Annotated in this window: 11 protein-coding genes; 6 read left to right on the forward strand and 5 right to left on the reverse strand. The window is 66.7% G+C overall.

Going from position 1 to position 14,069, the window contains the following annotated elements; all coding sequences use genetic code 11:
- Positions 1-7: 7 nt before the first annotated feature.
- Together BLS85_RS06980 and BLS85_RS06985 are read right to left on the reverse strand one after the other, a co-directional pair.
- Positions 8-1,531, reverse strand: coding sequence for a class I adenylate-forming enzyme family protein (locus BLS85_RS06980; protein ID WP_092784318.1), 1,524 nt, complete (start codon positions 1,529-1,531; stop codon positions 8-10).
- Between the two features lie 96 nt (positions 1,532-1,627).
- Positions 1,628-2,416, reverse strand: coding sequence for an alpha/beta fold hydrolase (locus tag BLS85_RS06985; protein ID WP_092784321.1), 789 nt, complete (start codon positions 2,414-2,416; stop codon positions 1,628-1,630).
- A gap of 50 nt (positions 2,417-2,466) precedes the next feature.
- Here BLS85_RS06985 and BLS85_RS06990 point away from each other — a divergent pair, with 50 nt between their 5' ends.
- The 3 genes from BLS85_RS06990 to BLS85_RS07000 all read left to right on the forward strand — a co-directional run bounded on the left by BLS85_RS06990 (position 2,467) and on the right by BLS85_RS07000 (position 5,762).
- Entirely contained in the window at positions 2,467-3,684 is a 1,218-nt protein-coding gene (locus tag BLS85_RS06990) for a glycosyltransferase family 4 protein (RefSeq protein WP_092784324.1), read from the forward strand.
- Positions 3,685-3,692: 8 nt separating this feature from the next.
- Positions 3,693-4,745, forward strand: a complete 1,053-nt coding sequence (locus BLS85_RS06995; protein ID WP_245699125.1) for a glycosyltransferase family 9 protein — start codon at positions 3,693-3,695, stop codon at positions 4,743-4,745.
- Positions 4,746-4,877: 132 nt separating this feature from the next.
- A complete protein-coding gene (locus BLS85_RS07000) occupies positions 4,878-5,762 on the forward strand; it encodes a tellurite resistance TerB family protein (RefSeq protein ID WP_092784327.1) in 885 nt (294 codons plus the stop codon).
- Positions 5,763-5,807: 45 nt separating this feature from the next.
- On the opposite strand, the gene BLS85_RS07005 is transcribed toward BLS85_RS07000, so the two are convergent.
- Entirely contained in the window at positions 5,808-7,058 is a 1,251-nt protein-coding gene (locus tag BLS85_RS07005) for an HD domain-containing phosphohydrolase (protein ID WP_218128333.1), read from the reverse strand.
- Positions 7,059-7,426: 368 nt separating this feature from the next.
- On the opposite strand from BLS85_RS07005, the gene BLS85_RS07010 reads away from it, so the two are divergent.
- From BLS85_RS07010 to BLS85_RS07020, 3 genes are all read left to right on the forward strand, one after another.
- Positions 7,427-8,290 carry a 23S rRNA (adenine(2030)-N(6))-methyltransferase RlmJ gene (locus BLS85_RS07010; protein ID WP_092784332.1) on the forward strand — a complete coding sequence of 288 codons (864 nt, stop codon included), beginning with the start codon at positions 7,427-7,429 and terminating at the stop codon, positions 8,288-8,290.
- Between the two features lie 27 nt (positions 8,291-8,317).
- Positions 8,318-9,274 (forward strand): hypothetical protein, encoded by a 957-nt coding sequence (locus tag BLS85_RS07015; protein ID WP_092784335.1) that lies wholly within the window; start codon positions 8,318-8,320, stop codon positions 9,272-9,274.
- Positions 9,275-9,336: 62 nt separating this feature from the next.
- Positions 9,337-10,293 carry a TerB family tellurite resistance protein gene (locus BLS85_RS07020; RefSeq protein ID WP_092784775.1) on the forward strand — a complete coding sequence of 319 codons (957 nt, stop codon included), beginning with the start codon at positions 9,337-9,339 and terminating at the stop codon, positions 10,291-10,293.
- A gap of 207 nt (positions 10,294-10,500) precedes the next feature.
- On the opposite strand, the gene BLS85_RS07025 is transcribed toward BLS85_RS07020, so the two are convergent.
- Together BLS85_RS07025 and BLS85_RS07030 are read right to left on the reverse strand one after the other, a co-directional pair.
- Positions 10,501-11,733, reverse strand: a complete 1,233-nt coding sequence (locus BLS85_RS07025) for a porin (protein ID WP_092784338.1) — start codon at positions 11,731-11,733, stop codon at positions 10,501-10,503.
- Between the two features lie 1,016 nt (positions 11,734-12,749).
- Positions 12,750-13,904 (reverse strand): porin, encoded by a 1,155-nt coding sequence (locus tag BLS85_RS07030; protein ID WP_176793455.1) that lies wholly within the window; start codon positions 13,902-13,904, stop codon positions 12,750-12,752.
- Positions 13,905-14,069: the final 165 nt, after the last annotated feature.

The raw sequence follows: 14,069 nt of genomic DNA on the forward strand, positions 1-14,069 counted from the left end.
CGCGTCCTCACCCGTCCTTCAACCGCGCCCGCAGGTCGCCCTTGACCACCTTGCCGTAGTTGTTCTTGGGCAGGGCGTCGAGCCGGTGATAGGCCTTCGGCCGCTTGAAGCGCGCCATCTGGTCAGTGCAATGCTGGTCCAGCGCCGCCGGGTCCCACTCGGCGCCGGACGCCGACACGACGAAGGCGACCACCACCTCGCCCCACTCCGGATCCGGGCGGCCGACCACGGCGACCTCGTGAACGGCGGGGTGGGTCAACAGCACCTCCTCCACCTCGCGCGGGTAGATGTTGGTGCCGCCGGAGATGATCACGTCCTTGGAGCGGTCGGTCAGGGTCAGGAAGCCGTCGGCGTCCAGCCGGCCCAGGTCGCCGGTCCACAGCCAACCGTCCCTGAGGGTCTTGGTCGTGGCGTCCTCGTTGGCCCAGTAGCCGCGCATGAGCTGCGGCCCGCGCACCAGGATCTCGCCCACCTCGCCGTCTGGCAGCGGCCGGCCCTCGGCGTCGGCAATGCGCAGCTCGACGCAGCTTTGCGCCGTGCCGACGGAGCCCAAGCGCTCGCGCCAGCGCGGATGGGACCGGTCGGCCACCAATTCGCGCGGCAGCGCGGTGATGGTCATGGGGCTTTCGCCCTGGCCGTAGATCTGCACGAAGCGCGGTCCCATCACCGTGACCGCCTCCTCAATGTCGGACACGTACATCGGCCCGCCGCCGTAGACCACGGTGCGGATGCCCTCGCCGGTCCCGCCCCGGGCCTTGGCGGCGTCCACCAGCCGACGCACCATGGTCGGCGCGGCGAAGAACGAGACCCGCTCCAAACGCGGTGCGAGATTGAGGATCTCCGCCGGCTCGAACCCGCCCGACGGCGGCACCACATGGCGCGCGCCGGCCCGGACGTGAACGAAATTGTACAGGCCCGCCCCGTGCGACAGCGGCGCGGCGTAGAGCGCCGCGTCCTCCGGTGTGACGGGATCGACATCCAGCGGATAGCACAGCGTCATCACCATCAGGTTGAGCCCCGACAGCATCACGCCCTTGGGCCGCCCGGTGGTGCCGGAGGTATAGAACAGCCACGCCAGATCGTCGTCGGCGCGGGGCTCCGGCCGGTCGAGGGGCTCGCCACCGGTCAAGACCTGCCACTCGGTGCGGGCATCGGCGGAGAGCAGCCGCACGGAGGGCGCCGCCTGCGCCAGCGGCGCGCCCACATCGTCGGAGACCAGGCACAGCGCGGCCCCGGCGTTGTCCAGGATCCACGCCGCCTCGCGCGCGTGCAGCTTGGCGTTGATCGGCACCGCGACGGCACCCGCCCACCAAACGCCGTACAGCGCCTCCAGGTACTCGGTGCGGTTTTTCATGAACACGCCGACACGGTCGCCGGGAGCGACGCCGAAGCGGTCACGCAAGGCGGCGGCCAGCGCGCCCGCCCGGGCGGCAAAGGTCGCGTAGTCGGCCTCGACGCGCTCGCCGGTCATCAATGCGGGCGCCCCGGGCCGCAGGCGCACGGTACGCCACAGCAAGGTGGCGATGTTCATGGACGGCCTCCCAAAATGGCGCTGTGCCTGTCACGCACGGGCCCCGCCGGGCGCGGCGCAACGAGAATGCGTCAGCATGGTTCGAGAAGGCAACGGTCAGGCGTGACCCTCAAGGTCGCGCATCACCCCCTCGACCGTCCGCTCCAGGCGGGCGAGGTCGTGCGGTTCCGACAGGCGGTGATCGCCGCTCTTGATGAACGTCGCCTCAACGTCGTCGCTGTCCAGTCGTTCCAGGATGCGCTGAGCCGTCTGCCAGGGCACGGACTCGTCCCGCATGCCCTGGATCAGCCGGGCCGGGCAGCGGATCGGGATCGGCCCGCCCAAGAGCAGGTGGTCCCGCCCCTCGTCGATCAGGCGCTTGGTGATGGGGTAGGGCTCGTCGCCGTACTCGGACGGCACCCGCAGCACCCCGTCGCGCTCCAGCGTCGCCCGCGCCGCGTCGTCGAACACCGACCACATCAGTTCCTCGGTGAAGTCGGGCGCCGCGGCGATGCCCACCAGGGCGGCCACCCGTCCCGGCCGCGCCCGCGCCGCCAGCAGCGTCAGCCAGCCGCCCATGGAACTGCCCACCAGCACCTGCGGTCCCTCTGTCACATGGTCGAGCACCTGGATCAGGTCGTCCGCCCAGGCGCCGATGGTGCCGTCCTCGAAACGGCCGTCGGACTGGCCGTGGCCGCGTTGGTCGAAGCGCACGAAGGCACGGCCCGTCCGCCGTGCCCAGGCCTCCAGGTGGAGGGCCTTGCCCCCGGTCATGTCCGACATGAAGCCGTGGATGAACACCACCCCCGGCCCCTTGCCGGGTGTCGCGTGATAGGCGATGGTGGCGCCGTCCGGCCGGGTCAGGCGGCGCGGGGCATCGGGGGACAAGGCGGCGTCGTGGGTCATGGGCACTCCTGTCCGGCGCGCGGGCCGGGTTGAACGCGGGAGATGGCGGGGTGACGCACGGTAACACCGACAGCGGGCGGGAGAAAACCGGGGCGGGGCCGGTGGTGCTTCAAGTGCTGCCAGCGCTGGAGACCGGCGGTGTCGAGCGCGGCACGGTGGATATCGCCGAGGGCCTGATGGCGGCCGGCTGGGGATCGCTGGTGGCCTCGTCCGGCGGCCGCATGACCCGCAAACTGGATCGGGTCTTCGCCACGCATGTCACACTGCCGTTGGACACCAAGAACCCTCTGCGGCTGGCCCTCAACGCGCGCCGGCTGGCCCGCCTTGTCAAGGCGCGCAACGTCAGCCTGATCCACGCCCGCAGCCGCGCCCCGGCCTGGAGCGCGCTGTGGGCCGCCCAGGCCACGGGCGTGCCGTTGGTGACCACCTTTCACGGCACCTACACGCACGGGCCGCTGGCCCTGAAGATCCCCTACAATCGCGTCATGACCCAAGGCGCGCGGGTGATCGCCATTTCCCGCTTCATCGCCGAGCACATCAGCCAGCACTATCAGACCCCGGCGGAGCGCATCCGCGTCATTCCGCGCGGCATCGACATTGAGCGTTTCTCGCCCGAGGCCGTGTCCCACGCCCGCATTGCCCAACTGGCAACCCAATGGCGGCTGCCGGATGACGCGCCGGTCGTGCTGATGCCCGGGCGCCTGACCCGCTGGAAGGGGCAGGGCCTGCTGGTTGAGGCCATGGCGCGGCTGAACCGCCCCGGCGTGCGCTGCCTGATCGTGGGCGCCGACCAGGGGCGCACCGCCTATCGGGAGGCTCTGGAGGCGCTGGTCTCGCGGCTGGGGTTGGAGGCGCAAGTCCACATCGTCGATCATTGCGACGACATGCCGGCCGCCTATCGGGTGGCCAGCGTGGTCGTCTCATCCTCGCTGGAGCCGGAAGCCTTCGGCCGCGTGCCCGCCGAGGCCCAGGCCATGGGTCGGGTCGTGCTGGCCCCGCGCCACGGCGCGGCGCCGGAGATCGTGGAGGACGGCGCCACCGGCTGGCTGTTCGAGCCCGGCAACCCCGACAGCCTCGCCGACCGTCTGGCGCTCGCCCTGGACTTGGACGAGGCCGGCTACGAGGCCATGGCCTGGCGGGGCATGATGCAGACGCGTCGGGTGTTCTCTCGCGACGGCATGATCGGCCGCACGCTGGCGGTGTACCGTGAGGTGCTGGACGACGGGCCGCCGCCGGAAGAGACCCTGTGGCGGAACACAACCGGGTAACGCGGGCCGTGACAGAAACACCATCAGACACCCGGCCGCACGTTCTGGTCATCAAGCTGTCGGCGTTGGGGGACGTGGTCCTGGCCCTGGGGCCGATGGCCAGCATCCGCCGGCACCACCCGGACGCCCACCTGACCGCGTTGACGACGCGGCCGTTCGCCCCCCTGCTGGAGGCAAGCGGGCTGTTCGATGCCCTTCACCTGGACCCGAAGGCCGGGCTCCGGCGGCCCGGCGCCTATGCCGGCTTGATCCGCTGGCTGGCGGCGTCGCGCTTCGACCGGGTCTACGACCTTCAGACCTCGGATCGTTCGTCGGGGTACTTCCGGGCGCTGCGGCTGCTGGGCCGCGCGCCCGCCTGGAGCGGCATTGCCCGGGGATGCGCCTTCCGCCATGACACGCCGCACCGCACGCGCCTCCACTCCATCGAACGGCAGGCCGAACAACTGCGGATCGCCGGCATCCCGGAAACCCTGTTTCCTGACCTTTCGTTTGCCTGGGAGGGGCCGAACGCCGCGAACGTGACCCGGTTCGGTCTGCCGGAGCCGTTCGCCCTGCTGGTGCCGGGCGGCTCGGCGCACCGGCCGGAAAAGCGCTGGCCGGCCGAGCGCTTCGCCGCGCTGACCCGCGCGTTGACGGACGAGGGGCTGACGCCGGTTTTGTTGGGCACGGGCGCGGAGGCCGACGTGATCGAGGCCGTGCGAGCGGCCTGTCCGGCCGCCGTGCCGCTGGTGGATCGTACGGCACTGCTCGATATTCCGGCATTGGGGCGGCGCGCGGCGCTGGCGGTCGGCAACGACACCGGGCCGCTTCACATGATCGCGCTGGCCGGATGCCCCACGGTGGCGCTGTTCTCGGCGGCCTCGAATCCGGACAAGCACCGCCCGCGCGGCCCCGCCGTGCTGTGTCTGCGGCGCCATGATCTGGCCGATCTGGCCGTCGAGGAAGTGATCTCGGGGACCCTGCGCGTGCGCACCGATCCGCCCCGGGACCCTGCGCTGCTCTCGGGTGGGTCGGTCCCGGGATCACCGGAGCGGATCGGTGATGCCCGGCTGACTCGGTAAACCAAGGGCAGCCCCGATCATTCCGTGCAGAGACGGCACCCGTTCGAGTTTATGGTGGACACCTTTTGTGATTTATGAGAAATATTTGCCTCCTGGAATTGCGGCGATGCGCAATCAGTAGTGGAGTGAGTGATGAGGCGCAGTGCGATATTCGTCCTGACGGGGTTGTGCCTGACCGCCGTCTTCACGTCGCTCTCCACGGTCGCCGAGGCTCGGTCAGGAGGCCATGGACTGCCCTTCTTCGTGTTTGGCCAGTCGGACACGATCACCTGTTTGGAAGATGTCCCGATCAAGGGCAGCGGCAACGAAGATCTCTGCCTAGCCAAATTGAACTCGTACTACATGTTTATTGCGGGCTTAGGTACAAGCTCTAAGCTCGTTCTGGCTGAAAAAACTGGGGGCGGATACTACGAAATTCCGGCGAAAGAAGAATTGGAGCGGCTTCAGAAAGCAGGACTTCTGCCTGATCCTTTGCCCACCTACAGTCGTCCTATTGAAGATTATTTGTATGGATATTCGCTCTGGTTGCTGCTTGCGGCACTTCTTGTGTTTGGGGGAATTACAAGAGCGATCAAGGGGCGTGGCTCGTCAAAGGCAACGACCAAGGCGGAGGCGGATGTTGCCTTCAAGGCCGGACTGAAACGAGTTCTCGTCTCTGCGATGTTGTCGGACGGATCCGTCGACGAGAACGAGAAAAACGTCGTTCACGACGTCTACAAGCGAGTCTCTGGAACCGATCTGGCACAACCGGATCTCGATCACTGCATCGCCGCAACGAAGAATGAAGGGGACCTGATCGGCAACGAGATCAGGTCACTCAAGACCACTTTGACATCCGATGGACGGAAAATGCTCGTTTCCGCTGCAATGATGGTTCTGTGCGCGGATGGCAAGATCGAGGCGGGTGAAATCGCCTTCCTTCAGGATGTCGCCAATGCGCTCGCCCTTTCGAAAGCCGAACTTGACGAGGTTCTGAACCCGTTCCTGAAGCCCAAGACCGAAGCGGCGGGCGGCTGAAACGCCGTCGGGAAGCGCCCCACCCCTCCCGAAAGGGACGATGTGCTATCCCGGATGCACCGCCACCCGCCAGCAGGTGTCCAGGTCCTCGTCGATCAACGCCACCAGATCCCCGTCCAGCCGGTTTTCGCGGGCCAGCGATCCGAGAATGCCCATGATCCGATCCGGCTTCATGGCATCGCGGTAGGGCCGGACCTGGGCCAGCGCCTGGAACACGTCGGCCACGGCGACGATGCGGGCCTCAAGGGGCAGGCCGGCGCCGCTCTCGCGAAAGGGATACCCGCCGCCGTTGGGGCTCTCGTGGTGGTAGGCGGCCCAGACCGCGATCTCGTCAAAGCCGGTGATCTGGGTCAGGATCAGATAGGTGTAGTAGGCATGGCGATTCATCGTCGCGCGTTCGCGCGCATCCAGCGGCCCGGGTTTGTCGAGAATGGCGTCGGGAATGCGCAGTTTTCCGATGTCGTGCAAAAGGGCGGCGATCTCGATCTGTTCGCACACATCGGCGTCCAGCTCGGCCCGGGCCGCCAGATGGGCGCTGAGGTGCCCGACGCCGGCCGAATGTTCGGCGGTGAAGGGGCTCTTGGCGTCCACGATACTGGCGAACAGGGTTGCCAGTTCGGTCAGTTCGGACGATGAGAGGGTGCGGGTGTGGCCATGCCGGGCATGCGGCGCCAGTTCCACGGCCAGGGCGTCGGCATCAAGCCCGAACCAGAACGCCTCGCGCGCCGAGACCTCCCGGAAGGCCTCCAGCACCTCTGGCGCGAAATCCTGCCCGGAGTGCTCCAGAATCTCCAGCACGCACGGGCGCATCAGCGCGGGATCGATTCCGGGCTGGCGGGCCAGCAGGGAATCGACGCGGTCCACCAGATGGATGATGTTGGTGGCCAAGCGGGTGTCGCGACTGAGCCCGTTGTCGGAATTCCGCAGCCGGCTCCAGGCGGTGTGATGGTAGGCGATGATCGGGGCCAGATGGGCCATGGGCGCGAACCGCAGGAACAGGTCCTGACCCCGGACGCAGTGCCAGTCCACCTCAAGAAAGGCGTACTGCGAGATCAGCTTGTCGTGCTCGCGCGTGGTCGAGACCCCGGCGTCATGGATCAGCGCGGCCTCGAACAGGTCGTCGAGCCGATCCTGATCCAGCCCCAGGGCGCGGCCCACGGCCATCGCCATGTGCGCCACCCGCTTGCCATGCAGCACGTCCGTGACGCCGACGAAATCGAACACCCCGGAGAGGACGTAGATCACCTCCCGCAGATCCAGCCGCAAGGGATTGCGGGCGGGCACAAGGTCGTTCACGGCAGGAGCCATCGCTTTGCACATGCCTGGAGTGTCCTCTTCACTGACCCGGGACGGGAGCGTGAGCGGGGACGTTCCAACCGAAGGAGGTCCCCGCATCATGGCCGTTCACCGTCGGGTCATCACCCGCGATGGAGGCTGTTTGCTTTGCTTTTCGCTGAAAAACGGCAGAGCGGATGAAGTCGGCACCGGCCGGCGCCATGGATCCAAAAGATGGGGTGCTTGCGTCCATTGGTTTCGGACTATATCTTTCGGTGTCATCGCACTCATTCACTTGGCGCAGACTCTATCATACTCTTGGGGTCCTGTCATCGCTGCCACACGGCCATACGCCTTTTGGCCGCCCCGTCCACCCCGGTTCGGCACGCATGAACTATCGTCACGACTATCACGCCGGCAATGTCGGCGACGTTCTGAAGCATGCCGTGCTGGCCCTGGTGCTGACGCACCTGCGCGCCAAGCCCAAGCCGTTCCTGATGCTGGATACGCATGCCGGGGCCGGGGCGTTCGACCTCGCGGGCGAGGCGGCGAGTCGCACCGGGGAATGGGTCGCCGGCATCGGCCGGCTGGATGGGGCCGACGCGGTGCCGGACGGTCTGCACCCGTATCTTGACGTGGTGAACCGGGTCCGATCCGAACGGGGGGCGACCATCTATCCGGGATCGCCGTTGATCGGCGCGGGGATGCTGCGTCCGGGGGACCGGCTGGTGGCGGTGGAGCGGGAGCCTGGGGCGCACGCCGCCCTGACGGCGCTGTTGGGCCGGCGGCGTGGTGTCCGGATCCGTGCGGAGGACGGGTATGCGGCCCTGGCCGCCAGTCTGCCGCCGCCGGAGCGGCGCGGGCTGGTTCTGATCGACCCGCCGTTCGAGGATCGCGCCGAGTTCCAGGCCCTCAGCCTGGCCCTGCGGCGCGCCCATCGGCGTTTCGCCACGGGTCTCTACATGCTGTGGTATCCCGTGAAGGACCCGGGCGCCGTCGAGTCGTTTCGCCAGCAGATCGCCGACAGCGGCATTCCGCGCGTTCTGGCCGTCGAGTTGACCACGCGGCCGACCACCACCGTCGCCGGCATGGCGGGGGCCGGCCTGATCCTGGTCAACCCGCCGTGGCGCCTGGACGAAACCCTGTGCGTCGTCCTGCCCTGGCTGGCCGAGCGGCTAGCCGACCGGCCCGGCAGCGGCGGTTGGCGGCTGGACTGGCTGCGCGGTGAAGATAACGAAGACCAAACCTCCTGACCCGGACCCGACACGGCGGCCCCCTGCATGACTCTTGCCTTGCGACTGCTTGATACCCTGGGACGTCACGCCACGCTGATGCTGGCCGGCGGCGCCCTGTTCGGGCTGGCCCTGCCGGGCGCGGCGGAGGCGGCGCGGCCGCTGCTCGCCCCATTGGTGAGTGGATTGCTGGCGTTGGCTCTGATGCGGCTGCGCCGGGCGGAGGCCCTGGCCCAGCTTCGCGCGCCGCTGGCGCCGCTGCTGGCGGTCCCCTGGCTGCTGCTGGGCACCGCGCCTCTGATGCTGGGCGTGGTGACGCTGGCCGGGCCGCTGGACAGTCCGGGCGTGGAGGCGGGCATGGTGATGATGGCGGCCTCGTCGCCCATCACCGCCGCGCCGGCCATCGCGCTGATGATGGGGTTGCCGTTGCCGGTATGTCTGGCCACGACGCTGCTGGCCACGGTGCTGGTGCCGCTGACGGCGCCGTGGCTGTTCGGTGCCGTTCTGGCGCTGCCGCTATCGGTGGACGCGGGCGCGCTGGCGTGGCGTCTGGCCGGCGTGGTGGGAGGCGGACTCCTGCTGGCCGTGGTGGCGCGACGGATGACCACCCCGGGATGGCGGGAGCGCAACGCCCGCCGCCTCGATGGTGTGGCGGTGATCCTGCTGTTCGCCTTCGCCCTGGCCATCATGGCCGGCGTCGGCGAGGTGCTGGCCGGCGATCCCTGGCGTGTGGCCCGCCTGATCGGGCTCAGCTTCGTGCTGTGCGCCGGCATGATGGCCACGACCACGGTCCTGTTCCTGCCGTTCGGACGTCCGACCGCGCTCGGGCTGGGCTATCTGTCGAGCAGCCGCAACATGGGGATCCTGCTGGCGGCGCTGCCGCCGGCGGCCGACCCGGACATCGGGCTATGGTTCGCCCTGGCGCAGTTCCCGCTGTACATGCTGCCGGCGATGCTGCGGCCTGTGGTCACCCGTTTCGCGCCCGCCCCCGGAAAACCGGTTTGACCGGCCGGGGACACGCCCTATCTTGACCGCGACGCCCTCTTAACATGACGCCGGAGACGACCATGCCGCGATGGGACCATGAGCATTCCGGGTTCTCCAGGCAGTCCCACCGCCACGCGCGGTTCACCGTGAGGCGCCGCCGGTTCGTGGGAGACGAAGACAAGAGCCGCAGCGTCTGGGGCCGGGTGGCCGGCGGGGTCGGCGGTTTCATGGTCGGCGGCCCCATCGGCGCCCTGCTGGGCGTGGTCGCCGGCCATCACGTCGACCGCGCCGGCGGCATCGGGCCGGCCTGGCAGCGCTTCCAGTCCTGGTTCCGCCGCGTCGTGCTGGGCGAGGACGAGGGCGACGCCGCAGACCTGAACCAAGGTGCCGGGCGGCGCTACGCCGACCGGGACACGGCCGCCGAACTCGGCGATGACCCGCGCCAACAGGCGTTCGCCGTCGGCGTGATCGTGCTGGGCGCCAAGATGGCCAAGGCGGACGGCCGGGTGACGCGCGACGAGGTGGCGGCCTTCAAGCAGATCTTCAAGATTCCGCCGGAGGACATGAAAGCGGTCGCCGCCGTGTTCGATCAGGCCAAGCAATCGGCCGAGGGCTATGAGGTCTACGCCCGCCAGATCGCCGGCCTGTTCGCCGACAGCCCACAGGTGCTGGAAGAGTTGCTGGCCGCGCTGTACCACATCGCCCGCGCGGACGGTGTGTTGCACCCGGCGGAAACGGCGTTCCTGCATGACGTGGCGTCTCTGTTCGGCCTGCCCCGGGAGGCCGTCAACCGCCTGCATGCCCAGTTCGAGCGCGCCGCCGACACGGAGCCCGATCCCTACACCGTGCTGGGCGTGTCGCCGGATGCCAGCGACGACGAGATCCGCGCCGCATGGCGCCGGCTGTCGCGGGAACATCACCCGGACGCCTTGATGGCCAAGGGCATGCCGCAGGAATTCGTGGCCCAGGCCAGCGAGACCATGGCCGCGATCAACCACGCCTATGACCGCATCCGGGACCGGCGGGGTATTCGGTAATCCAGACTCCGGACGGGGCCATTTCGTCGGCTGGCTCTGCCGCCCGCCGTCAAGGGGGATTCGAGCCATACGAATCCCGAATGATCCATTCGCATCCTCCCATACCGGGCGACGATAAGACCGCAAACGAAAAGGGAGGAGCCGGGGCTCCTCCCTCTCGCGTGGCTGTCCCGAAAGAGATTGCCACCATACGGACCACGCCGGAGCTTAGAAGCTCAGGCCGATGCCGAACAGAACGCCGGTGACTTCGCGATCAGCAGCGTTGTCGACCTCCTGATTGGCGTGGAAGACGGCCGCGCCCAGGTCGATGCCCGGAGCCAGGATGTAATTGCCGGAGAACATGAAGCCGTCCTGGTGAACGTCGTTGGCAGCGTCTTGATAACCGCCCCGATAGTTGAACGCCACACCGTAGGGGCCATTCGTGTAGCCGGCACCAACACCCCAACCTTCCATGTCGTTGTTGGCGCCATCAACGTACCAGTGACCGTAATGCCCGCCGACCTCGAAGCCCATGTAGGACAGAGCCAGACCGCCGCGCAGCAGGGAGCGATCGGCGTTGTTTGAGGTAGCGTTTACTTCAACCGCCTGACCCGGATCCGCGATGCCGAGTTGTGTAGTGAGGTCCGTGACCTGCCCCGCACTCAGATCAATCAGAGCTTCGCGCGTAGTGGTGCCAAACTGATACTGGTAGGTCACATCGGCGTGGATGCCGACACCGCTGAACTCGTTGTCAAAGGCGGCGCCGACGGACAACAGGTCCTTGTAGTCGGAACCGGTGTCGTTCCAGTCCTGGAAGGCGCTGTCGTCGTTGTTGCTGCTGTCCGGCGCATAGGTGCCGGCCAGCGAGAAGCCGAAGAACGACGGGGTGACATAGGACACACTCAGGTCGTCGTCGTCATAATACCCGGGAACAAACCCAAACGGCGCCCATCCGTCATCAATCTCGTCCCAATCGATGACACCGCCAGCACCCGGCGTGGCATACTGCATCTGAGCAGCGTAGCCCTCTTTCTGGCCCACTTGAAGTGCGCCGAACCCGCCGGAGAGCGTGATGTACTGTTCGTCGGCATTGCGGTCAGCGCTGTCCTCGGCCTCAAGCTGAATGACCGCGCGGACGGTGATGCCGTTGTCCAGCGTGGTCTCGCCGCTGAAATACAGCTCGGTGTCGGTGGCCATGCCGGTGGAGGCCCAGGTCTCGCCGGCGTTGTCGTTCACGTCTCCGGCACCGAAGAACATTTCCTGCTTGCCGCCGATGCTCAACGAGATCGGATCGGCACTGGCCGTGGCGGCGAAAGCGCCCGCGGCGATCAGGGCCGTCGTTCCGAATAGGATCTTTTTCATGACTTCTCCTCTCAAGGGACAGATAGCGTGAATCCGTTTTCTGGTTCGGTCCGTTGTTCCGTGCACCGGTTGCACCGCGAAACTGACTGTGAATCGCATCCTCCCGGATCATTATTAGATATATCCATAAAGGGGCTGGGGGGGTCAATGCGCCGCAGCCATCCTCGGATGCTGCCTCTGAAGGTGTGTCCCTGGCGCCACACCTTGCTGACGGTCCCGTTTTGACTCATAGGCAACGTCCCAGTTTCGCGGGGGTTTCCGGCCTCTCTTCTTGGGTCGACAGTGTTGCAGAACTTTTGCAGAACTGTTGCATTTCGTTCCGGAGGCATACCGCCTGGCCACGGAGTCATCGCGGTCCCGAGGTCCAGAGGACGGAGAAGACGGGACGCTCACTTCGCGTTTGATCGGCACAGGGCGGACGGATGTCGCGTTCGTAAACCCAAACGTTCCCCCGTGAATGAGGAACGCTGCGGGGGGGCCAAGGCCCGTGCCGTTTGATGGGGGTCCGATCCGGTCCCGGCGCGCGTCCTGTGATGGTCCGTCCGGCTCGTGTTGGTGAGGCCTCGAGGCGCCGCCGGGCCGAGCGGCCCTTCGCCTTGCTCGGGATGACAGACGCGTCTTGTCTTGAATCAGGAAACGGCATCCGGAGCTCGTTCCGCCGGGACGGCGGCCGGGGCGAAGGGGCGTCAGAGGCCGGCAGGGCCGCGCGTCAGCATTGCACGGTCACGTCGCTTGCGACGCATTGCGTGCGCTCGGACTCATGCAATGTGCTCTCTTTCTTTGATATTGAAGCAAATCGTCGTCGCGATCCGTTCCGGATCGCTCGGGATTTGCTCTCATTCTTTGATATTGAAGCAAATCGTCGTCGCGATCCGTTCCGGATCGCTCGGGATTTGCTCTCAGCGGTTTCCGCGCATGGCGGAGAACACTGGTGTTGGATGTGTATGACGTCGATCACCGAGGGGGGAGATTTCGGGAGGGCGTGAACGGCCCAAACATGGGCGTGGCGCGAGGCACATCCTGCGCGCACAGGGCCCAAAAAAACAGGGAGGAGCCGAAGCTCCTCCCTGCCGATGAAACGATCCGCAAGGATCGTTTTATACTTTGGTCCTGGCTTAGAACGCCAGACCAATGCCCAACACGACGCCGGTCGTCTCGCGGTCGTTGTTGTTCCCGTCGAGTTCCTCGTCGCCGTGGAAGACGGCCGCACCCAGGTTGATGCCCGGGCCGAGGATGTAACGGCCGGAGAAGGCAAAGCTGTGCGCGTCGGTGTTGGCGCCGATATCTTCCGAGCTGCCGTAGTACTCGAACGCCACGGCGTAGGGACCGTTCGAATAGCTGGCGCCAGCCGACCAGGAGTCAACGCTGTCGTTGGTGTTTTCGAAGTTCCACTGGCCGTAGGAGCCGCCGACCTCGAAGCCCATGTAGCTGACCGACAGACCGCCGCGCAGCAGGGAGCGGTCGGGGTTATTTGCCGTGGCGGTCACTTCAATCGCCTGACCCGGATCCGCGACGCCGAGTTGTGTAGCTAGGTCCGTGACCTGCCCAGCAGTCAGATCAATCAGAGTTTCGCTCTGAGCGGCCCCGAAGAAGTACTGGTAGGTCACATCGGCGTGGATGCCGACACCGCTGAACTCGTTGTCAAAGGCGGCACCAACCTGCAGCAGGTCCTTGTAGGAAGAACCGGTGGTGTTCCACTCCTCAAAGACGCTGTCGTCATTGTTGCTGCTGTCCGGGGCATAGGCGCCGGCCAGGGTGAAGCCGAAGAACGACGGCGTGACGTAGGACACGCTCAGGTCGTCGTCGGTGTAGTAGTTGAAGTGCTGGCTGCTGGAGGCGTTCGTAAAATTGGCCCAGTTCCAGTCGCGGATCTCGTTTGCCCCGAAAGGCCCGCCGACGCTCGGCCCAACGTACTGCATCATGCCGACGTAGGACTGGCGCTGACCGATCTGCATGGCACCGAACCCGCCGGACAGGATGATGGCCTGCTCGTCGGCGTTGCGATCCATCCGGTCCTCAGCCTCAAGCTGGATGATGGCCTGAACGGTGATGCCGTTGTCCAGGGTGGTCTGACCGGTGAAGTACAGCTCGGTGTCGGTGTACATGCCGGTGGAGGCCCAGGTCTCACCGTTGTTGTCGTTCGAATCCCCGGCAAGGAAGTACATTTCCTGCTTGCCGCCGATGCTCAGCTCGATCGGCTCGGCGCTGGCCGTGGCGGCGAAGGCGCCCGCGGCGATCAGGGCCGTCGTTCCGTAAAGGACCTTCTTCATGACTTTTCCTCTCATGAGACCTGAGGTTGTGACCTGTGTTTCGATCCGCTCTGGTGCTCGGGGGCACCGGTTTGGACCGGAGACTCTGATTTCCCGCCGTGTTCGCCGGGTTCGCTTTCGAATGAAGCCACGACGAGGTTCGTTTCGTCAACGCGATGCTGCCGC

The sequence above is a fragment of the Rhodospira trueperi genome (assembly GCF_900101965.1).
Classification (GTDB): domain Bacteria; phylum Pseudomonadota; class Alphaproteobacteria; order Rhodospirillales; family Rhodospirillaceae; genus Rhodospira; species Rhodospira trueperi.